General features: G+C 71.8%; 19 protein-coding genes. 8 read left to right on the forward strand and 11 right to left on the reverse strand.

The window, feature by feature from the left end:
* Nucleotides 1-19: 19 nt before the first annotated feature.
* Nucleotides 20-1,465, forward strand: coding sequence for a DUF2637 domain-containing protein (locus IEJ02_RS29390; protein ID WP_191067590.1), 1,446 nt, complete (start codon nt 20-22; stop codon nt 1,463-1,465).
* Nucleotides 1,466-1,568: 103 nt separating this feature from the next.
* Here the strand turns inward: IEJ02_RS29390 and lysS are convergent, their stop codons facing one another.
* Nucleotides 1,569-3,317 (reverse strand): lysine--tRNA ligase, encoded by a 1,749-nt coding sequence (gene lysS, locus IEJ02_RS29395; RefSeq protein ID WP_191067591.1) that lies wholly within the window; start codon nt 3,315-3,317, stop codon nt 1,569-1,571.
* Between the two features lie 152 nt (nt 3,318-3,469).
* Between lysS and argS the strand changes: the two genes are divergently transcribed.
* Nucleotides 3,470-5,257: an arginine--tRNA ligase gene (argS, locus tag IEJ02_RS29400; protein ID WP_191067592.1), complete on the forward strand. Its 1,788-nt coding sequence runs from the start codon at nt 3,470-3,472 to the stop codon at nt 5,255-5,257.
* A 239-nt stretch (nt 5,258-5,496) separates the two neighbouring features.
* Here argS and IEJ02_RS29405 read toward each other — a convergent pair whose 3' ends face one another.
* Complete coding sequence (locus tag IEJ02_RS29405; RefSeq protein WP_191067593.1) at nt 5,497-6,990, reverse strand: alpha/beta hydrolase; 1,494 nt, start codon at nt 6,988-6,990, stop codon at nt 5,497-5,499.
* 282 nt (nt 6,991-7,272) lie between these two features.
* Here IEJ02_RS29405 and IEJ02_RS29410 point away from each other — a divergent pair, with 282 nt between their 5' ends.
* The gene (locus IEJ02_RS29410) at nt 7,273-7,860 is read left to right on the forward strand and encodes an AMIN-like domain-containing (lipo)protein (RefSeq protein ID WP_191067619.1); all 588 of its coding nucleotides are present in this window, start codon (nt 7,273-7,275) and stop codon (nt 7,858-7,860) included.
* Between the two features lie 85 nt (nt 7,861-7,945).
* On the opposite strand, the gene IEJ02_RS29415 is transcribed toward IEJ02_RS29410, so the two are convergent.
* Together IEJ02_RS29415 and IEJ02_RS29420 are read right to left on the reverse strand one after the other, a co-directional pair.
* A complete protein-coding gene (locus IEJ02_RS29415) occupies nt 7,946-8,827 on the reverse strand; it encodes a D-alanyl-D-alanine carboxypeptidase family protein (protein WP_137978977.1) in 882 nt (293 codons plus the stop codon).
* 218 nt (nt 8,828-9,045) lie between these two features.
* The gene (locus tag IEJ02_RS29420) at nt 9,046-10,254 is read right to left on the reverse strand and encodes an ROK family transcriptional regulator (protein WP_317985945.1); all 1,209 of its coding nucleotides are present in this window, start codon (nt 10,252-10,254) and stop codon (nt 9,046-9,048) included.
* Between the two features lie 170 nt (nt 10,255-10,424).
* Here IEJ02_RS29420 and IEJ02_RS29425 point away from each other — a divergent pair, with 170 nt between their 5' ends.
* The 4 genes from IEJ02_RS29425 to IEJ02_RS29440 are packed head-to-tail and all read left to right on the forward strand — an operon-like array spanning nt 10,425 to nt 13,974.
* Nucleotides 10,425-11,297 carry a sugar phosphate isomerase/epimerase family protein gene (locus IEJ02_RS29425; RefSeq protein WP_191067594.1) on the forward strand — a complete coding sequence of 291 codons (873 nt, stop codon included), beginning with the start codon at nt 10,425-10,427 and terminating at the stop codon, nt 11,295-11,297.
* A gap of 51 nt (nt 11,298-11,348) precedes the next feature.
* A complete protein-coding gene (locus IEJ02_RS29430) occupies nt 11,349-12,050 on the forward strand; it encodes a nucleoside/nucleotide kinase family protein (protein ID WP_191067595.1) in 702 nt (233 codons plus the stop codon).
* Nucleotides 12,047-13,726, forward strand: coding sequence for a sodium:solute symporter family protein (locus IEJ02_RS29435; protein ID WP_191067596.1), 1,680 nt, complete (start codon nt 12,047-12,049; stop codon nt 13,724-13,726). The genes IEJ02_RS29430 and IEJ02_RS29435 overlap by 4 nt, the downstream gene beginning before the upstream one ends.
* Entirely contained in the window at nt 13,723-13,974 is a 252-nt protein-coding gene (locus IEJ02_RS29440) for a hypothetical protein (RefSeq protein ID WP_223864597.1), read from the forward strand. Before IEJ02_RS29435 ends, IEJ02_RS29440 begins: the two co-directional genes overlap by 4 nt.
* Before the next feature lie 54 nt (nt 13,975-14,028).
* Here the strand turns inward: IEJ02_RS29440 and IEJ02_RS29445 are convergent, their stop codons facing one another.
* Together IEJ02_RS29445 and IEJ02_RS29450 are read right to left on the reverse strand one after the other, a co-directional pair.
* On the reverse strand, nt 14,029-14,643 hold the full coding sequence (locus IEJ02_RS29445; RefSeq protein WP_191067597.1) for an NIPSNAP family protein: 615 nt from the start codon (nt 14,641-14,643) through the stop codon (nt 14,029-14,031).
* 13 nt (nt 14,644-14,656) lie between these two features.
* Entirely contained in the window at nt 14,657-15,022 is a 366-nt protein-coding gene (locus IEJ02_RS29450) for a YciI family protein (RefSeq protein ID WP_191067598.1), read from the reverse strand.
* A 123-nt stretch (nt 15,023-15,145) separates the two neighbouring features.
* On the opposite strand from IEJ02_RS29450, the gene IEJ02_RS29455 reads away from it, so the two are divergent.
* Nucleotides 15,146-15,778 (forward strand): TetR/AcrR family transcriptional regulator, encoded by a 633-nt coding sequence (locus IEJ02_RS29455; RefSeq protein WP_191067599.1) that lies wholly within the window; start codon nt 15,146-15,148, stop codon nt 15,776-15,778.
* 293 nt (nt 15,779-16,071) lie between these two features.
* On the opposite strand, the gene hemB is transcribed toward IEJ02_RS29455, so the two are convergent.
* From hemB to IEJ02_RS29480, 5 genes are read right to left on the reverse strand one after another with little or no spacing between them, the layout of a single operon-like run.
* Nucleotides 16,072-17,076, reverse strand: coding sequence for a porphobilinogen synthase (gene hemB / locus IEJ02_RS29460; protein ID WP_137978968.1), 1,005 nt, complete (start codon nt 17,074-17,076; stop codon nt 16,072-16,074).
* On the reverse strand, nt 17,073-18,737 hold the full coding sequence (locus IEJ02_RS29465) for a bifunctional uroporphyrinogen-III C-methyltransferase/uroporphyrinogen-III synthase (protein WP_137978967.1): 1,665 nt from the start codon (nt 18,735-18,737) through the stop codon (nt 17,073-17,075). Before IEJ02_RS29465 ends, hemB begins: the two co-directional genes overlap by 4 nt.
* On the reverse strand, nt 18,734-19,723 hold the full coding sequence (gene hemC / locus IEJ02_RS29470; RefSeq protein WP_191067600.1) for a hydroxymethylbilane synthase: 990 nt from the start codon (nt 19,721-19,723) through the stop codon (nt 18,734-18,736). The genes IEJ02_RS29465 and hemC overlap by 4 nt, the downstream gene beginning before the upstream one ends.
* Entirely contained in the window at nt 19,720-21,207 is a 1,488-nt protein-coding gene (locus IEJ02_RS29475) for a glutamyl-tRNA reductase (protein WP_191067601.1), read from the reverse strand. Before IEJ02_RS29475 ends, hemC begins: the two co-directional genes overlap by 4 nt.
* A complete protein-coding gene (locus IEJ02_RS29480) occupies nt 21,204-22,025 on the reverse strand; it encodes a redox-sensing transcriptional repressor Rex (protein ID WP_191067602.1) in 822 nt (273 codons plus the stop codon). The genes IEJ02_RS29475 and IEJ02_RS29480 overlap by 4 nt, the downstream gene beginning before the upstream one ends.
* Between the last annotated feature and the right edge of the window lie 140 nt (nt 22,026-22,165).

The following is a 22,165-nucleotide window of genomic DNA, read 5'->3' on the forward strand; positions in this document are numbered from 1 at the left end:
GGGGTCGCGGGTGGCCGCGATGCAACTGACACGGACGCACCGAATACTGGCCGGAGTGGTCGTCACCGGGGCGGTGGTGATCGCCGGGATCGGCTTCGCCGGTTCCTACGCCGCGGTGCGCGATCTCGCCCTCGACAAGGGCTTCGGCAAGTTCGCCAATGTCTTCCCGATCGGCATCGACGCGGGGATCGTGGTCCTGCTCGCGCTGGATCTGCTGCTCACCTGGATCCGCATCCCCTTCCCGCTGCTGCGCCAGACCGCCTGGCTGCTGACCGCGGCCACCATCGCCTTCAACGGCGCGGCCGCCTGGCCGGACCCGGTCGGCGTCGGCATGCACGGCGTGATCCCGATCCTGTTCGTCGTCTCCGTCGAGGCCGCCCGGCACGCGGTCGGCCGGATCGCCGACATCACCGCCGACCGGCACATGGAGTCGGTCCGCATCGCCCGCTGGCTGCTCGCGCCGGTGCCCACCTTCCGGCTGTGGCGCCGGATGAAGCTGTGGGAGCTGCGCAGCTACGAGGAGGTCATCAGGCTGGAGCAGGACCGGCTGGTCTACCAGGCCCGGCTGCGGGCCCGCTACGGGCGGTCCTGGCGCCGTAAGGCGCCCGTGGAGTCGCTGATGCCGCTGCGGCTGGCGCGGTTCGGGGTGCCGCTGGCGGACACCGCCCCGGCGGGGCTCGCGGCGGCCGGTCTGGACCCGTCCACGGTGTCGGCGACCGCGCTCCCCCCGGGCCGTTCGGCGGCGGCGGACGAGACGGGGCCCAAGAGCGCGTCCCTGGAGGCCCAGCAGGGCCCGTACGGCCCGCCGGGGGCCGTGGCGGACACGGGCCCGCAGCAGCACCCCCAGCAGCCCCAGACGCAGGAGCTGCCGCTCTCGCTGCCCCTGCCGGTGTACCAGCAGCCCGCCGGGCAGGGCCATGACGGCCGGAACGCCGTGCCCTTCGACCCGGCGGCCGCCCACCCCGCGCCGGTCGAGCAACAGGCACAGCAGCTACAGCAGGCACAGCAGCCGCAACAGCTCCAGCCGCAGGACCAGCAGGTGCCGGGCCAGGCGCCGCAGCCCGAGCAGCAGCCGCAGCAACTCCAGCAGCCCCAGCCCCCGCAGCACCAGCTGACCGTGCCGGTCGGGCCCGGTGGCCGGGTGCGGCCGCTCGGCGGTGAGGGCGTGGGGAGCCATCAGGGCGTCTACGTACCGGAGCAGCGCGAGCCCGAGCGGTACGCGTACGAGGAGCCGCAGCCGGAGCAGCGGCTGAACCAGCTGCCGGACGACGTCCCGCGCGAGGAGGTCTACTACGCGACCTTCCGCCAGTTCCTCGCCGACCACAGCAAGTACCCCTCCGCCTACCAGTTCGGGCAGCGGCTGCGGGAGACCTACGGCGTGAACGACCTCAGCAACAGCGAGCTGGCCGGATACGTCGAGGACTTCAAGGAGCGCGTCCGCCTGGAGCGCGAGGCCATCCCGTAGCCACCCCGTGGCCACCCGAGAGCCGCCCCTGGCCGTCCCGCACAGCCGGAACGCCGGGCGGCAGCCGTAAGGCCGTCCGCCCGGCGCCCGGGAGCCGGAGAGGTCAGGCCGCGAGCAGCTTGCGCACCCGGTCCGCCCCCACCGCCAGCAGCAGCGTGGGCAGCCTCGGGCCGGTGTCCCGGCCGACCAGCAGGGTGTAGAGCAGCGCGAAGAACGACCGCTGGGCGACCTTCAGCTCCGGCGTCGGCTTGGCCTCCGGCGACAGCCCCGCCTGGATCTTGGGCACCCCGTAGACCAGCGTGGTGAGGCCGTCCAGCGACCAGTGGTCGTCCAGGCCGTCCAGCAGCAGCCGCAGCGACTCCCGCTCGGTGTCGCCCAGCGCGGCCAGCCGCTCGGTGTCCGGCTCGTCCCGGACCCGGGTGCGCTGGTCGGCCGGGACCTGGGTGGTGATCCAGCGCTCGGCCTTGTCGAGCCGGGGCCGGGTCTCCTCCAGGGACTTCACCGGATTGTCGGGGTCGAGCTCGCTGAGGATGCGCAGCGTCTGCTCGTCATGGCCGGTGGTGATGTCCACCACCGAGGCCAGCGTGCGGTACGGCAGCGGGCGCGGGGTGCTCGGCAGCTCGCCCGTGGCGGTGCGGGTCGCGCGGCTGTACGCGGCCGCGTCCGCGGGCTGGGCCACGCCCTCGGCGATCTTCCGCTCCAGCGCGTCCCACTCGTCGTAGGTCCGCTGGATCTCCTGGTCGAAGGCGATCTTGAAGGACTGGTTGGGCCGGCGGCGGGCGTACAGCCAGCGCAGCAGCGGCGCCTCCATGATCTCCAGCGCGTCGGCCGGGGTGGGCACACCGCCCTTGGAGGAGGACATCTTGGCCATGCCGCTGATGCCCACGAACGCGTACATCGGGCCGATGGGCTGCTCGCCGCCGAAGACTTCGCGGACGATCTGGCCGCCGACCACATAGGACGAGCCCGGCGAGGAGTGGTCGACGCCCGAGGGCTCGAAGACCACGCCCTCGTACGCCCAGCGCATCGGCCAGTCGACCTTCCAGACCAGCTTGCCGCGGTTGTGCTCGCTCAGGCGGACGGTCTCGCCGTGGCCGCACGCGCACGCGTAACTCAGCTCGGTGGTCTCGTCGTCGTACGAGGTCACCGTGGTCACATCGCGCTCGCAGACCGAGCAGTACGGCTTGTACGGGTAGTAACCCGCCGCGCCCGCGCTGCCGTCGTCCTCGGCGGCCGCGCCCGAGCCCTCGGCGGCGGCCAGCTCGGCCTCGTCCACCGGCTTCTGCTGCTGCTTGGGCTTCTTGGCGCCGGGCTTGTCCTTGGTGCGGTACCGGTCCAGGACGGCGTCGATCTCCCGGCGGTGGCGCATCGCGTGCAGGATCTGCTCCCGGTACGCCCCCGAGGTGTACATCTCGGTCTGGCTGATGGGGTGGAACTCGATGCCCATCTCCCGCAGCGCCTCGGCCATCGGCGCCTTGAAGTGCTCCGCCCAGTTCGGATACGGGGACCCGGGCGGGGCCGGGACCGAGGTGAGCGGCTTGCCGATGTGCTCGGACCAGGAGGGGTCGATCCCGGCCGGGACCTTGCGATACCGGTCGTAGTCGTCCCAGGACAGGATGTGAACGCACTCGTGGCCCCGGCGCCGGATCTCGTCGGCGACCAGGTGCGGGGTCATGACCTCGCGCAGATTGCCGAGGTGGATCGGGCCGGACGGGCTGAGACCCGAGGCGACGACGACAGGTTTGCCCGGGGCGCGGCGCTCCGCCTCGGCAATGACCTCGTCGGCGAATCGGGAGACCCAGTCGGTCTCGGTGCTCTGAGCCACGGTCGGCACTTCCTTCCTAGCGGTCATGGCACCGCCCATTGTCCCAGACGGAACAGGCCCCTCCGGAATTGCCCACAGGGCCCGCCGGGCGGGCCCGGGTTATCCACAGGCCGGGGAAATCGTTGGACCCGCCGTGAAATACTGGGTTGCCCATACCACCACTACCGGAATGGCACTCCATGGCTTCGGTCCCTTCCCTCGCCGCTACGGTCCATCAGCGCGTCGCGGACGCCCTCTCGGCTGCCCTGCCGGAGGCCGGCTCCGCGGACCCGCTGCTGCGACGAAGCGACCGGGCCGATTTCCAGGCCAACGGAATGCTGGCGCTGGCCAAGCAGCTCAAGGGAAACCCCCGTGAGCTGGCCGCCAAGGTCGTGGCACACCTTCCGGTCGCCGCCACCTCGGCCGACCCCGATCCGGTGATCGCCGACATCGAGGTCTCCGGCCCCGGCTTCCTCAACATCACGATCGCCGACTCCGCGATCACCGCGACCCTCGCCGCCCGCGCCGCCGACGACCGCCTCGGCGTGCCGTACGCGCAGGCGCCCGGCACCACCGTGATCGACTACGCCCAGCCCAATGTGGCCAAGGAGATGCACGTCGGCCATCTGCGCTCGGCGGTGATCGGCGACGCGGTGGTGCGGATCCTGGAGTTCGCGGGCGAGAAGGTGATCCGCCGCCACCACATCGGCGACTGGGGCACCCAGTTCGGCATGCTCATCCAGTATCTGATCGAGCACCCGCACGAGCTGGACCACAAGGACGCCTCCTCCGGTGAGGAGGCCATGTCCAACCTCAACCGGCTCTACAAGGCCGCGCGGGCGCTCTTCGACTCCGACGCGGAGTTCAAGGAGCGGTCCCGGCGGCGGGTGGTGGACCTCCAGGCGGGCGACGAGGAGACCATCGCCCTGTGGCGGAAGTTCGTGGACGAGTCGAAGATCTACTTCTACTCGGTCTTCGACAAGCTGGACATCGAGATCCACGACCCCGATGTGGTCGGCGAGTCGGGTTACAACGACATGCTGGCCGAGACCTGCCGGCTGCTGGAGGAGTCCGGCGTCGCCGTGCGCTCCGAGGGTGCGCTGTGCGTCTTCTTCGACGACATCAAGGGTCCCGAGGGCAATCCGGTGCCGCTGATCGTCCAGAAGTCCGACGGCGGCTTCGGCTATGCGGCCACCGACCTCTCCGCGATCCGCGACCGGGTGCAGCACCTGAAGGCCGACACCCTGCTGTATGTGGTGGACGCCCGGCAGTCGCTGCACTTCAAGATGGTCTTCGAGACCGCCCGCCGGATCGGCTGGCTCAATGACCAGGTGCACGCCGTGCAGCTCGCCTTCGGCACCGTCCTGGGCAAGGACGGCAAGCCGTTCAAGACCCGCGCGGGCGAGACGGTGCGGCTGGAGGACCTGCTGGACGAGGCCACCGAGCGGGCCGCGGCCGTGGTCCGGGAGAAGAGCGAGAAGCTCGGCCTCACCGAGGAGGAGATCCTCGAGCGCGGCGCCCAGGTCGGCATCGGCGCGGTGAAGTACGCGGATCTGTCCACCTCCGCCTCACGGGACTACAAGTTCGACCTCGACCAGATGGTCTCGCTCAACGGGGACACCTCGGTCTATCTCCAGTACGCGTACGCCCGGATCCAGTCGATCCTGCGCCGCGCCGAGGAGGGGCAGCGGCCGCTGGCCCACCCGGAGCTTCCGCTGGCCCCGGCCGAGCGGGCGCTGGGCCTGCACCTCGACCAGTTCGGGGAGACGCTGCGCGAGGTGGCCGCCGGCTACGAGCCGCACAAGCTGGCCGGGTATCTCTACCAGCTGGCCTCGCTCTACACGACCTTCTACGACCAGTGCCCGGTCCTGAAGGCGGAGGGCGGCCCGGCCCAGGTGGAGAACCGCCTCTTCCTGTGCGACATCACGGCGCGCACGCTGGGGCAGGGCATGTCCCTGCTGGGCATCCGCACCCCCGAGCGCCTCTGAGGCCACCGCATGAGCCCCGCCCCGGCTTCCCGGGGCGGGGCTCTGACGCGTTCAGGGGCTCTGACGCGTTCAGGGGCTCTGACGCGTTCATCGGTGGCTTGTCACCGGCGTCACCAGCGCCACGGCGTCACCGCGTCACGGCGTCACGGCGTCACCGCGTCACCGCGTCACCGCGTCACCGCGTCACCGCGTCACCGCGTCACCGCGTCACCGCGTCACCGCGTCACCGCGTCACCGCGTCACCGGCAGAGCACATCGCGCTTCGGCCGCTCACCGGTCAGCAGGAAGTCCGTGACCCACCGGTCCGCGCAGGCGCTGCCGTTCTCCACGTACGCCGCGCCATGCCCCATCGCGTCCACGCCGACCATCCGGGCCCGGTCGCCAAAGGCCCGCCGGAGGCCCAGCGCCCCGCCGTACGGGGTGGCCACATCGCGCTTGTTCTGCACCAGCAGGACGTTCGACGGCCCCTGGTCGGTGATCCGCACCGGCTTGTCCCGCGGCGCGTCATGCCAGAACGCGCACGGGGTGACGTTCACCGGCATGCCCGCGGTGAGCGGGTGACTCTTGCGGCTGGCGGCGACATCCCGCGCGTAGTTGGGCAGGGAGGTGGGCCACTCCACGTCGTTGCAGATGGTCGCGAGGGACACGGCCGCGGCGTCCTGCGGCGGGTCGGCCGGTGCCTCGGCGGGCACCTTGCCCGCGTCCGCGTCGACGATCAGCTGGGCCAGGCCCTCGAAGCGGTCCCGGGAGTACAGGGCGTTCAGCATGCTCTGGCGCAGTGCGTTGCCGTTCAGCTCGGGCGGGTTGGCGCCGGGCCACGGCAGCGGCTTCGCGTCCAGCCGGGCGGCGAGGTCCAGGACCCGCCGCCGCACCCCGTCGGGGGTCTCGGCCAGCCGGACGGGGCTGTCGGGCGCGGAGGCCCAGGCCGCGAAGTCGGGGAAGGTGTCCTCGACGCCCACGGCGTAGTTGGCCAGCCAGCCGCGCTCCACCCGCTCCGGGTTCGGGTCGTCATTGCTGTCCAGCACCCAGCGGTCGGTGTGCTCGGGGAACATCTGCGCGTAGACGGAGCCCACATACGTCCCGTACGAGACGCCCCACGCGGACAGCTTCCGCTCGCCGAGCGCCCGGCGGACGCTGTCGATGTCCCGCGCCTCGTTGACGGTGCTGATGGTGCGCAGCAGTTCGCCGCCGTTGCGGGCGCAGGTGTCGGCGATGCGGCGGCCGGTGGTGATGTTCCGCGTGATGTCCCCGTCGGGGGCGGGCCAGGGGCGCGAGGCGAGCAGCGACAGATCGGCGGGGTTCAGATCGCATCCGGCGTGCGTGGACTTCCCCATGCCGCGCGGGTCGAAGCTGACGATGTCGTACGCGTCCCGCACCGACTTCGGCAGCCGCTTGCCGAGCGTGCTGGGCCGGTCGAGACCCGGCGATCCGGGGCCGCCCGGGATCAGCAGCAGGGTGCCCCGGCGGGCCCGCGGCCGCTCGCCGGGGATGCGGGAGACGGCGAGGGAGATCCGCTTGCCGCCGGGATCGCGGTAGTCCAGCGGCACCTTGAGCGTGGCGCATTCCTGACGGGGGTCGAGCCCGCTCCCCGCACAGGCGCCCCAGTCGAGCGCGGCGGTGCCGGGGTCGGCCAGAGCTCCCGGGGTCGCGTTCGCGGACGCGACCCCGAGGAGGGATGCGGTGGCGGCGGTGGCGAGGGCCAGTGCGGCGGTTCTGCCGGTCGTCGGTCTCATGCGCACCAGCCTTGTCGAACCGGCCTTCCCGTCCCATCCGGGCAACCGGCCGACCCGCTCGGGGGAAAACCCCCGAGGGACCGTCAGGCGTACCGCCGCCCGCACGCACGTACCGCCGCACCTCCGCGCACGTACCGCCGCCCCACGCACGTACCGCCGCACCCCGCGCACGTAGCATTTGGGACACATTTCCCGGACCGGGACAACCTCTCACCACCCCGGACCGTCCAACCCCGTGAATCACCTGTCATCAACCGACAACAGACCATTGGGGGCTTGACCATGCGACGGTGGGGGACCGCACTCGCGGCGACGGCGCTCGCGGGCGGCGCGCTGGTGGCGACGGCGGGGACGGCCGGGGCCGTCACGCCGACCGCGGCCAAGGCGGCGACGACCTGTGAGACCGGCTGGGGCAGCGGCGAGAAGACGGCCCGGCCGGCGGGACACGCACCGCTGGGGAACATCAGGACGGGCCGGCACGCGTGCTACGACCGCATCGTGTTCGACGTGAAGGGGGCCACGGCCGCCGATCGCGTCGGCTACCGCGTGGGGTATGTGAACACCCTGTACCAAGACGGCTCCGGCGAGGAGATCCCGGTCCGCGGCGGCGCGATCCTGGACATCCATGTGTCCGCGCCGAGCTACGACCCGGGCAGCGGCGCGGAGTCGTACCCGGGGCGGGCGCGCAAGCCGCTGCCGGGGGTGGACATCTCCGGCTACCAGACGTTCCGGGACACCCGCTTCGGCGCCAGCTTCGAGGGTGAGACCCAGGTCGGCCTCGGCGTGCGCGCACGGCTGCCGTTCCGGGCCTTCCAGACCGACGGGCACGTCGTGGTGGACGTGGCGCACTCCTGGAACGCGGTGCGCTGAGCACGGCGCCGGCGCCACGACAAGAGCCTGTCCCGCGACCCGATGGGTGCGCGGGGCAGGCTCCTCACTGTGCCGCGGGCGACGGCTACCTGCTGAAGCCGTAGTCCATCAGCTTCTTCGCGTCCGCCGTGCGGTTGTCCACCGAGGTGGAGGCGAGGACGGTGCCGATCATCGTCTTCCCGCTCCGGGTGGCGGCGAAGACCAGGCAGTACTTGGCCTCCGGACCCGAGCCGGTCTTGACGCCGATGGTGCCCGAGTAGCTGCCCAGCAGATTGTTGGTGTTGGTCCACGACATGTAGCGGTAGCCGCCGTTCTTCGTGGTCACCTTCTGCTTGGTCGACTTCGTCTTCACGACCGAGCGGAACGTGGAGTACTTCATCGCGCTGCTGGCCAGCTTGGTCAGGTCGCGCGGTGTGGAGTAGTTGGCGCCGTGTCCGATGCCGTCGAACGAGTCGAAGTGGGTGTTCGTCAGCCCGAGGGACTTGGCGGTGGTGTTCATCTTGCCGATGAACGACTTCACCCGCGCGGCCCGGGTGGAACCGGTGCCGAACTTGTCCGCCAGCGCGTACGCCGCGTCACAGCCGGACGGCAGCATCAGCCCGTACAGCAGCTGGCGGACGGTGACCTTGTCGCCGACGATCAGCTTGGCCGAGGAGGCCCAGTTGTTGTCGACGATGTAGTCGCTGTACGCCTTCTGGACCGTGACCTTGGCGTCCAGGTTGAGGTTCGGCTGCGCGAGCACCACCCGGGCGGTCATGATCTTGGTGGTGGAGCCGGTGGAAAGCCGGGTGTCCGCGGCCTTGGTGAACAGGCTCTTCCCCGTGGCGTTGTTCATCACGAACCCGCCCTTGGCGGCGATCGTGGGACTTGCGGTCGTCGCGGCCTGCGCGGAGGCGGTGAACGCCCCCGCCGTCAGCACGGCTCCAGCGGTGATCGCGACCGCGGATACGCGACGTAGACCCTTCATGCCGGTTTTCAACGTGAATATCTCCAAATGCACCTGGCCTGCGGCCGCATCACAGGGCCGCTCCCTGGTCAGACGTCCGAGAGGGCCCGATGGATGTGCCCTCTGCCGAGATTTCCTGGAAATTCCCCCGCGTGCGCCGATGCGCCGGGGCGTCGGGGCATCGGGACGTCGGGGCGTCGGGGCGTCGGGGCGTCGGGGCGTCGGGCCAGGTAGTGCACTCACCGCAGCCGGGAGTCGACCGTCGCCGGGTCGAAGAGGGCGTCGGCGACCATGTGGGCCGCGCCGGTGACGCCCGCGCGGGTGGCCAGCGGGGAGAGGACGACCCGCAGGTCCCGGGTGGCCAGGGGCAGCGAGCGACGGTAGGTGACCTCCCGGATACCGGCGATCAGATGCTCCTGGGCATGCGCGAGGCCGCCGCCGACCACCAGGATCGAGGGGTTGAGGAGGCTGACCGCGTCGGCGACACCCTGGCCGAGCAGACGCCCGGCGTGGCGCAGCAGCCGTACGGCGTCGCCGTTGCCGGAGCGCACCAGGGCCACCACATCGTCGGTGGTGGCCACCTCGTGCCCGGCGGCGGTGAGGTCGCGCACCAGGGCCCAGCCGCCGGCCACCGCCTCCAGACAGCCGGAGTTGCCGCAGCGGCACAGGGGCGCGTCCGGGGAGGTCTCGTCGAGCCCGGGGGCGGGAATGTGACCGATGTCGCCCGCCGCGCCCTGGGAGCCGTGGTGGAGCCGCCCGCCGAGGACCAGACCGGAGCCGATGCCGGTGCCCGCCTTGACGAAGAGCAGATGCTGGACGTCGGGCCAGTTGACCCGGTGCTCGCCCAGCGCCATCAGATTGGTGTCCTTGTCGGCCAGCACCGGGCAGTCGTAGGTGTCGCGGAAGAAGTCCGGCACCGTATAGCCGTCCCAGCCGGTCATGATGGGCGGGCTGACCACCCGGCCGGTGCCCGACTCGACCGGGCCCGGCACGCCGACGCCGATGCCGCGCACCCGCTCGGCGGGCTCGCCCGCCTCCTTCAGCAGCCGCCGGAAGTCGGCGGCCACCTGGCCGAGCACCGCCTCCGGCCCCTCGGCCACATCGAGGTCCCGGCGGTGCGAGCCGAGGACATCACAGGCCATGTCGGCGAGCGCGGTGTGCACATGGCTGCCGCCGATGTCGGCCACCAGCAGCACTCCGGAGTCGGGACGCAGCCGGAAGGAGCCCGCCGGGCGGCCGCCGGTGGAGTCGGCCGCGCCGGACGCCTCCAGATAGCCCGCCTCGGTCAGCGCCTCCAGCCGGGTGGCCATGGTGGACCGGGAGAGCCCGGTGGCCGCCATCAACTGGGCGCGGGTGGTGGCCCGGCCGCCGCGGATGAGCGCCAGCACCGCCCCGGGGCCCGTGGGATGCGCCTGCGCTGGCTGACCTGCCGAGACCGCCTCCGTCACTGGGCCCTGTCCTCCACTGTTCACGCTCTGTTCGGTACCGCCCACACCGTACCTCCCTTTACGACCGACCCCAAGAAGACTTATGTATTGCCTTTACGCAAAAGATGCGTAACATCGGGCGGGCAACGCCGCACAGCACGCCCGAAGGGCAGGCAGGAGAAGGGATCGCCATGAACGACCTCGGAGTGCACGCACTCGTGTGGACCGGCGACTGGACGCCCGAGGGCGCCCGGACCGCCGCCGCCCGCAGCCGCGAGGCCGGCTACGACCTGGTCGAGATCTCCCTCCACGACCCCGGGATCGTCGATGTGAAGGCCACCCGCGAGGTGCTCGCCGCCCACGAGCTGGGCGTCGCCTGCTCCCGCGGCCTCGCCTTCGACTCCGACGTCTCCTCCGAGGACCCCGCGACCGCCGCCCGGGGCGAGGCGCTGCTGCGCCAAGCCCTCCACCTCACCCATGACCTGGGCGGCCACTACTTCGGCGGGGTGCTCTACGGCGCGCTCGGCAAGTACGGCCACCCGCCGACCCCCAAGGGCCGCGAACACGCCGTCCAGACCCTGCGCAGGCTCGCCGCCGAGGCCGACGGGCTCGGGGTGACGCTCGGCCTGGAGGTCGTCAACCGCTACGAGTCCAACCTGGTCAACACCGCCCGGCAGGCCCTGGAGCTGATCGACGAGATCGGCGCGGCCAATGTGGTGGTCCACCTCGACACGTACCACATGAACATCGAGGAGCAGGACTTCGCCCGCCCCGTCCGCGCCTGCGGCGACCGCCTCGGCTACGTCCACATCGGCGAGTCCCACCGCGGCTACCTCGGCTCCGGCACCGTGGACTTCCCCGCCTTCTTCCACGCCCTCGCGGACATCGGCTACCAGGGCCCGATCACCTTCGAGTCCTTCTCCTCCGCCGTGGTCGCCCCCGGCCTCTCCCACGACCTCGCCGTCTGGCGCGATCTGTGGGCCGACGGCGCCGACCTCGCCGCCCACGCCCGCTCCTACATCGCCGACCAGCTCAAGGCCGCGCACGCCCACGCGGCGGCCTGACCCCGCACCCGCCCGGACTCCCCGAAAGACCAACTCCCCGAAAGACCTGCCATGACTCCCCAGCAACTCCTCGAGCGCGCCCGGCGCCTGGCCGACTCCGGCTCCGGCTCCGGCTCCGACCCCGGCTCCGGCTCCGGCCGCCGCCGGCTGCTCGGCATCGCCGGACCGCCCGGGGCCGGCAAGACCACCCTCGCCGAGTACCTGGTCGGCGCGCTCGGCCCCGACCGCGCCGTCCTCGTCCCGATGGACGGCTTCCACCTCGCCGACGTCGAGCTGCGCCGCCTCGGCCTGCTGGGCCGCAAGGGTGCCCCGGAGACGTTCGACCCGTACGGCTACGCCGCGCTGCTGCGGCGCCTCAAGGAGCCGCGCCCCGGCGAGCCGGTGTACGCGCCGGGCTTCGAACGCGAGCTGGAGCAGCCCATCGCGGGCTCCATCCCGGTGGATCCCGAGGTCCCGCTCGTCATCACCGAGGGCAATTACCTGCTGCTGGACGACGCGCCCTGGCGCCCGGTCCGCGACCTGCTGGACGAGACCTGGTGGGTCGAGCTGGACACCGAGGAGCGGGTACGGCGACTGATCGACCGCCATGAGCGGTTCGGCAAGGAGCCCGCCGAGGCCGAACGCTGGGTCCTCACCTCCGACGAGGCCAACGCCCGCCTCGTCGCCCCCGGTCGCGAGGCCGCCGACCTCGTCGTCGGCTTCGCCGCCGGTCACGCGCCGCGCCCCGGCGACGCGGGAGAGACCCGGACATGACCGGCACCCTCGACCTCGGAGCCGTCGACTGGTTCCTGCTCGCCGTCTACTTCGGCGCGATCATCGCCATCGGCCTCACCACCAAGCGGGCCGTCCACACCACCGGTGACTTCTTCCTCGCTGGGCGCTCGATGCCCGCCTGGATCACCGGTCTGGCCTTCATATCCGCCAACCTCGGCGCCCTGGAGATCATCGGCGGCGCGGCCAACGGCGCCCAGTACGGGGCCGCCGCGGTGCACTTCTACTGGCTCGGGGCCATCCCCGCGATGGTCTTCCTCGGCGTCGTGATGATGCCGTTCTACTACTCGACGCGGGTCCACAGCGTCTCGGAGTATCTGCGCCGCCGCTTCAACAACCAGACCCATCTCCTCAACAGCGTCGTCTTCGCCGTGGCGCAGATGCTGCTGGCCGGGGTGAACCTCTTCGCGCTCGCCCTGATCGTCAAGCTGCTGATCGGCTGGCCGCTGTGGCTGTCCATCCTGCTGTCGGCGGTCTTCGTGCTCGCGTACATCACGCTGGGCGGGCTCGCGGGCGCGATCTACGGCGAGGTGCTCCAGTTCTTCGTGATCCTCGCCGGGCTGATCCCGATCGTCGTCATCGGACTGCACTCCGTGGGCGGCTTCAGCGGGCTGCGGGAGGCCGTGCAGGACCCCAGCCTGCTGCACACCTGGCAGGGCACCACCCCGGGCCACTGGACCAATCCGCTGGGCGACTGGATCGGTCTGGCGATGGGCGAGGGCTTCGTCCTCGCCTTCGGCTACTGGACCACCAACTTCGCCGAGGTGCAGCGGTCCCTGGCCGCCAAGGACCTCAACGCGGCCCGCCGCACCCCGCTGATCGCGGCCTTCCCCAAGATGGCGCTGCCGCTGTTCACCGTGGTCCCCGGCATGATCGCGCTGGTCATCATCCCCAAGCTGGGGAAGCCCGGCGGGCCCACGTACAACGACGTGATCCCCGAGATGATGCAGCGCTTCCTGCCGAACGGCGTGCTCGGCATCGCGCTCACCGGGCTGCTGGCGGCCTTCATGGCGGGCATGGCGGCCAACATCTCCGGCTTCAACACGGTGTTCACCTACGACATCTGGAAGCCGTACGTGGTCAAGGGGCGCGAGGACCGCTACTACCTCACGGCCGGGCGCTACGCCACGGTCGCGGGCATCGCGGTGAGCGTGGCCGCCGCGTTCGTCGCCTCCGAGTACAACAACATCCAGAACTACATCCAGCTGCTGTTCTCGTTCTTCAACTCGCCGCTGTTCGCGACCTTCCTGCTGGCGATGTTCTGGAAGCGGGTCACCCCGTGGGCGGGCTTCTGGGGCATGCTGTCCGGTACGGTCGCGGCGGCCGCGGCCCATCTCTCGGCGTACCACATCGGCTGGTTCTACCCTGGCGGCGAGGTCGGCCCGCACGACACGATCAACGCCCAGATGGCCAACTTCTACGGCGCGCTCTTCGCCTTCGTCGTGGACGCGGTCGTCACGGTCGCGGTCACCCTCGTCACCAAGCCGAAGCCGGAGTCCGAACTGCGGGGCCTGGTCTGGAGCCTCCCCGACCCCGACTCCCCCGACGCCCACGAGGCCTCCGTACGGCAGCCGTGGTGGAAGTCCCCGGTGGTGCTGGGGAGCGTCATCCTGACCCTGACAGCGGCTCTGAGCGTCTGGCTGGTGATAGCCGTATGAGCGACATGAAGCGGGGCGAGGACCCCATGACCCCGGGCAAGACCTTCGACGTCCGCCGGCTCATCGCCGCACTCCTCGGCCTGTACGGCGCCGTCCTGACCGTCCTCGGCATCACCGACGGCCCCGCCGAGGTGGCCAAGGCCGACGGCATCCGCATCAACCTCTGGATAGGCATCGGCCTGCTGGTGGTCGCCGCCGCGTTCGGCCTCTGGGCGAAGCTGTCCCCGCAGGACCGCGAAGAGTCCTGAGACGGCGGCCGTTCGTCCCCCGGGGAGAGCCCCGGGGGCTGCCCCTTCGGCCGGTCAGCGCAACGGCGAGATCGGGGTCGGCAGGGCGATCGTCGAGGTGGCGTGGGCGATGTTCTCCGGCCCGTTCTCCGGCGGCCAGATCCCGCGTTCGTAGGACTCCCGGCGGATCTCCAGCCGGGCGTTGAGGTCCGGGAACGGCCAGATGTGGGTGATCCGCGGCGCGCCGTCCAGACCGTACATGGCCGTCGTGAGCGGGTGGAGCCGGGTGCGCTCGGGCACCGCGGCCTCCCACCCGGCCATCGTGGGTACGAGCCCCCCGACTTTGAGCCGGTACGTGCGGAATTCGTACACCGAGCCGTACTCCCCCGGCTCGACCGGTGGCAGGAACGGGAACGGAGCGTAGCTCTCCACCTCGAACCCGGTCAGGTGCTTCCCGATGCCGAACGGGTCCGAGCTGGTGAGGACGCGCCCGCGCTCCTCGGTGAGCTCCTCGGCGTTCTCGAAGCCGCGCAGCAGGAGCAGCCGCCCGACGATCTCGCCGTGCTCGGGCTCCCAGCAGCCGAGCAGCCGGCCGCCGATGGCATCGCGCGTGGTGTAGGTCTCCAGGGCGGACAGCGCCTTGGGGACGGAGTACAGCTTGAGCGACAGGGTCGCGAGTTCGTAGAGCATCGTCGATCCCTCCCTACCGGGCCAGCCCGGCGAGGTGCTCGAGCAGCTCCGCGTCACCGGTACCGGCCCGGCTCGACTCCTCGGCGAGCACCCCGAAGATCGGGTCCCACCGGGTGACCGTCATCTCCTGCACCTGGCCCTCCGCCATGTACGGGTCGGTGTCGACAACCGCGCGCAGCGCCTCCTCATCAGCCGCCGCGAACACCAGCAACGCGGTCCGCTCCCACCCCTCACCCCGCGTTTCCGCCCCGGTGGTCGGTCCCGAAGCGCGCAGCTCCCCCGACTCCACGCGCTCGACCAGCCACCGCAGGTGGGCGTCGAGATGGCGCGCCCAGCCGGTGGGATCGCGGTGGACGTACGTGACGACGAAGTGCGGCATGGCGGTTCCTTTCGCTGTTCCCGGGGCCGTCCGGCGGCGACGGCGTTGCGTCATCGCCCGGCCTCAAACTAAAGTGAAACATCACTTCACTTTGAACGGCAAGCCCGGAGGAAAGGCCCACCCGTGACCCTGGACCGCCCCCGGCGCCCCCGCAGCGCCCGGGCCCACGACGCCGTACTCACGGCCACCAGCGCCCTCATGCGCGAGGACGGCATCACCGCGATCACCATCGACCGCATCGCCGCACGGTCCGGTGTGAGCACGGCCACCATCTACAAGCACTGGCCCTGCAAGGCCGCGATCATCGCGGAGGCGTTCGGCCGTGACACGGCCGAGGTGGTGGCGCTCCCCGATACCGGACGCCCCATCGACGACCTGGTCACGTACGCCACCGACCTGCTGACCCACTACACCAGCCCGGAAGGCGCCCTCTTCGGTCAGCTGCTGGCGGCCTGCGCGACCGAACCGCAGGCGGCGCCGTACTTCCACGAGTTCTTCCTGATGCCCCGCCGGGCGGCCCTCGAGCCGTTCTGGGACCGCGCCGCCGAAGCGGGCCTGACCCGCCCGGGCGTGGACGCCGCCGCGGCCACGGACATCCTCCTGGGCGCACTCGTCTTCCGCCTGATGTCCGGCCACGGCTCACTCGCCCCCGACGAGACGCGCAAACTGGTGGACTACGCTCTCCACGGCCTCCTCGCCCCGGCACCCGCCGATCCGGCCTCAACCGGTACTCAGGACTCGGCCGACGTGGGCTGAACGTGGTCGCGTCGTGCGCTGATTCTTGGCGCACACCACGCCCAGCCGCATGGACACCGGCTCAGGATGTGAGAAGTCGGCTGTCAACGCACCCAGTGCCGACCCGCGAGCGGTGACCACGGACCAGACCGACGGTATGCCTGAAGGTCTCGCGTCCGTGGTACGGGGCTGGGTCGGCGAGTACGACGACTGGCTTCGTGCGGCGCTGGGCGAGACGCCGTAGCAGCACCACGACGCCACGACGGGCCGGAGGCGCGGGGTGCGCGTCCGGCCCGCTGTCGGCCTCAGAAAAGCTACTCGCCGCGGTTCAGCCGCTGCGCGACCTCCGTCGCCCAGTACGTGAGGATCATCCCCGCGCCCGCGCGCCGCACCGAGGTCAGCGTCTCCATGATGGCGCGGTCGCGGTCGATCCAGCCGTTGGCCGCGGCCGCCTCGACCATCGCGTACTCACCGGAGATCTGGTACGCGGCCACCGGCACGTCCACGGCGTCGGCGATCTGGCGCACGATGTCCAGGTACGGCAGGGCCGGCTTGACCATGACCATGTCCGCGCCCTCGGCCAGGTCCAGCTCCAGCTCGCGCAGCGATTCGCGGGCGTTGGCCGAGTCCTGCTGGTAGGTCTTGCGGTCGCCCTTCAGCGACGAGCCGACCGCCTCGCGGAACGGACCGTAGAAGGCGGAGGCGTACTTCACGGTGTAGGCGAGGATCGACACGTCCTGGTGCCCGGCGCCGTCCAGGGCCTCGCGGATCACCCGGACCTGCCCGTCCATCATCCCGCTGGGGCCCACCGTGTGGACGCCCGCGTCGGCCTGGACGCGGGCCATCTCCGCGTACCGCTCCAGCGTGGCGTCGTTGTCGATCCGGCCCTCGGCGTCCAGGACGCCGCAGTGGCCGTGGTCGGTGTGCTCGTCCAGACAGAGGTCGGACATGATCACGAGGTCGTCGCCGACCTCGGCGCGCACATCGCGGATGGCGACCTGGAGAATTCCGTCGGGGTCGGTACCGGGGGTGCCGACGGCGTCCTTCTTGGACTCCTCCGGCACGCCGAACAGCATGATCCCGCCGATGCCCGCCGCGACCGCCTCGGCCGCCGCCTTCCGCAGCGTGTCCCGGGTGTGCTGGACCACGCCCGGCATCGACTGGAGCGGCACCGGCTCACTCACGCCCTCGCGGACGAACGCGGGCAGGATCAGCTCGGCCGGGTGCAGCCGGGTCTCCGCGACCATGCGCCGCATCGCGGGCGTGGTGCGCAGCCGGCGCGGCCGGGTACCGGGGAAGCTGCCGTACGTGGTGCTCAAGAGCGTGCCCTCCTTCGCGAACCTGGCCGTCGCTCGCTCGGGCGGGTGACCGGCTCCCCGGCCTCGATCGCGGCCTGCCGCCGCGCCGCCCCGAAGTCCGCGAGCGCCTCGGCCAGCTTGAGCACCGAGGGCTCGGGCGACAGCACATCCACCCGCAGCCCGTGCTCCTCCGCGGTCTTCGCGGTGGCCGGGCCGATACAGGCGATGACAGTGACATTGTGCGGCTTGCCCGCGATGCCGACGAGGTTCCGCACGGTGGACGACGAGGTGAAGAGCACCGCGTCGAACCCGCCGCCCTTGATGGCCTCACGGGTCTCGGCCGGCGGCGGCGAGGCGCGCACGGTGCGGTACGCGGTCACGTCGTCGACCTCCCAGCCCAGCTCGATCAGCCCGGCGACCAGGGTCTCGGTGGCGATGTCGGCGCGCGGCAGGAACACCCGGTCGATCGGGTCGAAGACCGGGTCGTACGGCGGCCAGTCCTCCAGCAGCCCGGCCGCGGACTGCTCACCGCTGGGCACCAGATCCGGCTTCACCCCGAAGTCGACCAGCGACTTCGCGGTCTGCTCGCCCACCGCCGCGACCTTGATCCCGGCGAACGCGCGGGCGTCGAGCCCGTACTCCTCGAACTTCTCGCGCACCGCCTTGACCGCGTTGACCGAGGTGAAGGCGATCCACTCATAGCGGCCGGTGACCAGGCCCTTGACCGCGCGCTCCATCTGCTGCGGGGTACGCGGCGGCTCCACGGCGATGGTCGGCACCTCACTGGGCACCGCGCCGTAGCCGCGCAGCTGATCGGAGAGCGAGACGGCCTGCTCCTTGGTGCGCGGCACCAGGACCTTCCAGCCGAACAGCGGCTTGGATTCGAACCATGACAGCTGATCGCGCCGGCCGGCCGCGCTCTGCTCGCCGACCACGGCTATCACCGGCTGCGCGCCCTGCGGCGACGGCAGCACCTTGGCCGCCTTCAGCACCTGGGCGATGGTCCCCAGCGTCGCGGTCCAGGTCCGCTGGCGGGTGGTGGTGCCGGCGACGGTGACGGTGAGCGGGGTGTCCGGCTTGCGGCCCGCGGCCACCAGCTCACCCGCGGCGGCGGCCACCGTCTCCAGGGTCGCGGAGACCACGGCGGTCGCGTCGGACGAGCCGATCTCGCTCCAGCAGCGCTCGTCGGCGCTCAGGGCGTCCACGAAGCGCACATCGGCGCTGTGGGCGTCCCGCAGCGGCACCCCCGCGTAGGCGGGCACGCCCACCGCGGCGGCCACACCGGGCACCACCTCGAAGACGATGCCCTCGGCGGCGCAGGCGAGCATCTCGTCGGCGGCGTATCCGTCGAGGCCGGGGTCGCCCGCGACCGCGCGCACGACCCGCTTGCCGCCGCGCGCGGCCGTCATGACAAGATTGGCACTGTCCCTGAGTACCGGGACGGTGGCGGTGCCTGACGACCCATCAGCGTCCGCCTGCCGCGGCGTGCCCTGAGCCTCCGCGGCCACGCCCGGCCTGACGTGCTTGCGCACCACGTCGAGCACTTGAGGGTCGGCGATCAACACGTCCGCGGAGGCGAGTGCCTCCACGGCGCGCAAGGTCAGCAGGCCCGGATCTCCGGGGCCCGCACCGAGGAAGGTGACGTGTCCGCAGCCGGGGTGATTCGGGGCGGTGGGGTTCAAAGTGCTCGCTCCCCCATAAGACCGGCCGCACCCTTGGCGAGCAGCTCGGCAGCGAGTACGCGACCGAGGTCCGCGGCCCCACTGGGCGACGCGGGTACGGGACCGGTGGTGGACAGCTGCACCAGCGTCGTGCCGTCGAGCGTGCCGACGACGCCGCGCAGGCGCATTTCGGTGACAGCCTGACCGTCGCCCAACAGGTCGGCCAACGCCCCCACGGGTGCGCTGCAGCCGGCCTCCAGGGCGGCGAGCAGGGATCGCTCGGCGGTCACGGCGACCCGTGTGGACGGGTCGTCGATCTCGGCGAGCCGGGCAGCGAGCGCCACGCTGGACGCGGCACACTCCACTGCCAGGGCCCCCTGGCCGGGGGCGGGCAAAACATGGTCGGCATCGAGCAGCTCGGTCGCCTCGCCGATCCGTCCCAGCCGGATCAGACCGGCGGCGGCGAGCACCACGGCGTCCAGCCGTCCCGAGCGGACGTAGCCGATGCGGGTGTCGACATTGCCGCGTATCGGCACGGTCTCGATGTCGAGGCCGAAGGAGCGGGCCCACGCGTTCAGCTGGGCCGCGCGGCGCGGGGATCCGGTGCCTATCCGGGCCCCCGGCGGAAGCTGGGCGAAGGTGAGCCCGTCCCGGGCGATCAGCGCGTCGCGCGGATCCTCGCGGCGCGGGACCGCGGCCAGCGTCAGCCCCTCCGGCTCCGCGGTGGGAAGGTCCTTCAGCGAGTGCACGGCCAGGTCGATGTCGCCCCTGAGCAGCGCCTCGCGCAGCGCCGAGACGAAGACGCCGGCGCCGCCGATCTGTGCGAGGTGCTCCCGCGAGGTGTCGCCGTACGTGGTGATCTCGACCAGCTCGACGGGGCGCCCGGTGACCTCGCGGACCAGGTCCGCGACCAGCCCGGACTGGGCCATGGCGAGCGCGCTGCGGCGGGTGCCCAGACGCAGCGGCGGAGCGCCGCCGGAGGCGGCGGGTGAGGGGGTGGCGTTCATGCCCGGCCTCCCTTCGGGTCGTTCGGTTCTGCGGTGCGGGCCGAGCCGTCGGCGCGGCTGACGGCGGCGACCGCCTGCGGATCGAGGTCGAAGAGCTCCCGCAGCGCGTCCGCGTAACCGGCGCCTCCCGGAGTGCTCGCGAGCTGCTTGACCCGCACGGTGGGCGCGTGCAGCAGCTTGTCGACGACCCGGCGCACGGTCTGCGTGATCTCGGCCCGCTGCTTGTCGTCCAGATCGGGAAGTCGCCCGTCGAGGCGGGCGATCTCACTGGCGACGACGTCCGCCGCCATGGTACGCAGCGCGACCACCGTCGGGGTGATGTGCGCGGCGCGCTGGGCCGCCCCGAAGGCGGCCACCTCCTCGGAGACGATGGCCCGCACCTTGTCCACGTCGGCGGCCATCGCCCCGGCGGACGAGCCCGGCGCGCCGGACGGTTCGGCGGCAGCCTCGGCGAGGGACTCGATGTCGACCAGGTGCAGCCCCTCGATCCGGTGCGCCGCCGCGTCTATGTCGCGCGGCATCGCCAGATCCAGCAGCGAGACGTCCGTCCCCGCGGGGTGCGCCCCGGGCGGGCAGGCGGCGCGCTGGGCGAGCGCGGTGCGCAGCTCGGCGGCGGTCAGGACCAGCCCGGTCGCGCCCGTACAGGACACGACGATGTCGGCGTGCGGCAGCTCGGCGGAGACCCGGTCCCGCGGCACGGCGCGGGCCACCAGGCCCTCGCGCAACGTTTCCGCACCGGTGGAGGCGCCCTCATCGGCGGGGGCGATCGCGACCGGGGTGGCGGCGTGCTGCTGGGCCAGGGACTCGGCCAGGCGCAGCGCCCGCTCCAACGTCCTGTTGGCGATCACCAGTTCTGATACACCGGCGCGCGCGAGCGTCGCAGCGGCCAGCGAGGACATCGAACCGGCGCCGATCACCAGGGCGCGCTTGCCCCGGGCCCACTCCGCCACCGGCGCGCCCTGGGCCAGCTGCTCCAGGCCGAAGGTGACCAGCGACTGGCCCGCCCGGTCGATCCCGGTCTCGCTGTGGGCCCGCTTGCCGACCCGCAGCGCCTGCTGGAAGAGGTCGTTCAGCAGCCGCCCGGCGGTGTGCAGCTCCTGCCCGAGCGCCAGCGCGTCCTTGATCTGGCCGAGGATCTGGCCCTCGCCCACGACCATCGAGTCCAGCCCGCAGGCCACCGAGAACAGGTGGTGGACGGCCCGGTCCTCGTAGTGGACGTAGAGGTACGGGGTGAGCTCGTCCAGTCCGACGCCGGTGTGCTGGGCGAGCAGCGTGGACAGCTCGGCGACCCCGGCGTGGAACTTGTCCACGTCGGCGTAGAGCTCGATGCGATTGCAGGTGGCCAGCGCCGCGGCCTCGGTGGCGGGCTCGGCGACGAGGGTGTCCTGCACCAGCTTCGCCTGCTCGTCCCCCACCAGGGCGGCGCGCTCCAGCACGCTCACGGGCGCGCTGCGGTGACTCAGTCCGACGACGAGGAGACTCATGCGGGCATCACGGCGGGCACGTCCCCGTCAGGTCCTTGCCGGCCGCTGTCGGCGCCGGGGGCGCCGGGGGCGCCGGGGGGCGCGCGATGCGGCGCCACGGGCGGCGGTGGAACCGCCCCCGCGGCCCCCGCGGCCTCCTCGGGGGCGCCGACTTCCTCGCCCGCCTTGCGCTGCTCGTGGAAGGCGAGGATCTGGAGCTCGATCGAGAGATCGACCTTGCGCACGTCCACCCCGTCCGGAACGGACAGCACGGTGGGCGCGAAGTTGAGGATCGAGGTGATCCCGGCGGCGACGAGCCGGTCGCAGACCTGCTGGGCCGCGCCCGCCGGGGTGGCGATGACGCCGATCGAGACCCCGTTGTCCGTGATGATCTTCTCGAGCTCGTCGGTGTGCTGCACCGGGATGCCCGCGACCGGCTTCCCGGCCATCGCGGGGTCGGCGTCGATCAGCGCGGCGACCCGGAAGCCGCGGGAGGCGAAGCCGCCGTAGTTGGCGAGCGCGGCGCCGAGGTTACCGATGCCGACGATCACAACCGGCCAGTCCTGGGTGAGCCCGAGCTCCCGCGAGATCTGGTAGACGAGGTACTCCACGTCGTAGCCGACACCGCGGGTGCCGTACGAACCGAGATAGGAGAAGTCCTTGCGCAGCTTGGCCGAATTGACGCCGGCCGCGGTGGCCAGCTCCTCCGAGGACACCGTGGGCACCGAGCGCTCGGAGAGAGCGGTCAGCGCACGCAGATACAGCGGTAGCCGGGCGACGGTGGCCTCGGGGATCCCTCGGCTGCGGGTCGCCGGTCGGTGAGTTCGGCCAGTTGCCACGGTGCTCCTGCGGGTAGAGCGAGGCTGCGGGCGGCCGGGTGTTTCATGACCGCCCCATCGACAGCAGGCTATGTCTTTGTGAACGCGTGCACAAAGATGGTGTCCGCTTTGTCCGAGCAAAGTGACCGGTGTCACGCGTC

Origin of the sequence: Streptomyces sp. 5-10 (assembly GCF_014712245.1) — a bacterium.
Lineage (GTDB): Bacteria > Actinomycetota > Actinomycetes > Streptomycetales > Streptomycetaceae > Streptomyces > Streptomyces violaceusniger.

Bases quoted from the DNA above. Each gene is read 5' to 3' on its own strand.
- IEJ02_RS29390 (WP_191067590.1), top strand. From the start codon at position 20: ATGCAACTGACACGGACGCACCGAATACTGGCCGGAGTGGTCGTCACC.
- lysS (WP_191067591.1), bottom strand. From the start codon at position 3,317: ATGACCGCTAGGAAGGAAGTGCCGACCGTGGCTCAGAGCACCGAGACC.
- argS (WP_191067592.1), top strand. From the start codon at position 3,470: ATGGCTTCGGTCCCTTCCCTCGCCGCTACGGTCCATCAGCGCGTCGCG.
- IEJ02_RS29405 (WP_191067593.1), bottom strand. From the start codon at position 6,990: ATGAGACCGACGACCGGCAGAACCGCCGCACTGGCCCTCGCCACCGCC.
- IEJ02_RS29410 (WP_191067619.1), top strand. From the start codon at position 7,273: ATGCGACGGTGGGGGACCGCACTCGCGGCGACGGCGCTCGCGGGCGGC.
- IEJ02_RS29415 (WP_137978977.1), bottom strand. From the start codon at position 8,827: ATGAAGGGTCTACGTCGCGTATCCGCGGTCGCGATCACCGCTGGAGCC.
- IEJ02_RS29425 (WP_191067594.1), top strand. From the start codon at position 10,425: ATGAACGACCTCGGAGTGCACGCACTCGTGTGGACCGGCGACTGGACG.
- IEJ02_RS29430 (WP_191067595.1), top strand. From the start codon at position 11,349: ATGACTCCCCAGCAACTCCTCGAGCGCGCCCGGCGCCTGGCCGACTCC.
- IEJ02_RS29435 (WP_191067596.1), top strand. From the start codon at position 12,047: ATGACCGGCACCCTCGACCTCGGAGCCGTCGACTGGTTCCTGCTCGCC.
- IEJ02_RS29440 (WP_223864597.1), top strand. From the start codon at position 13,723: ATGAGCGACATGAAGCGGGGCGAGGACCCCATGACCCCGGGCAAGACC.
- IEJ02_RS29445 (WP_191067597.1), bottom strand. From the start codon at position 14,643: ATGCTCTACGAACTCGCGACCCTGTCGCTCAAGCTGTACTCCGTCCCC.
- IEJ02_RS29450 (WP_191067598.1), bottom strand. From the start codon at position 15,022: ATGCCGCACTTCGTCGTCACGTACGTCCACCGCGATCCCACCGGCTGG.
- hemC (WP_191067600.1), bottom strand. From the start codon at position 19,723: ATGAACGCCACCCCCTCACCCGCCGCCTCCGGCGGCGCTCCGCCGCTG.
- IEJ02_RS29475 (WP_191067601.1), bottom strand. From the start codon at position 21,207: ATGAGTCTCCTCGTCGTCGGACTGAGTCACCGCAGCGCGCCCGTGAGC.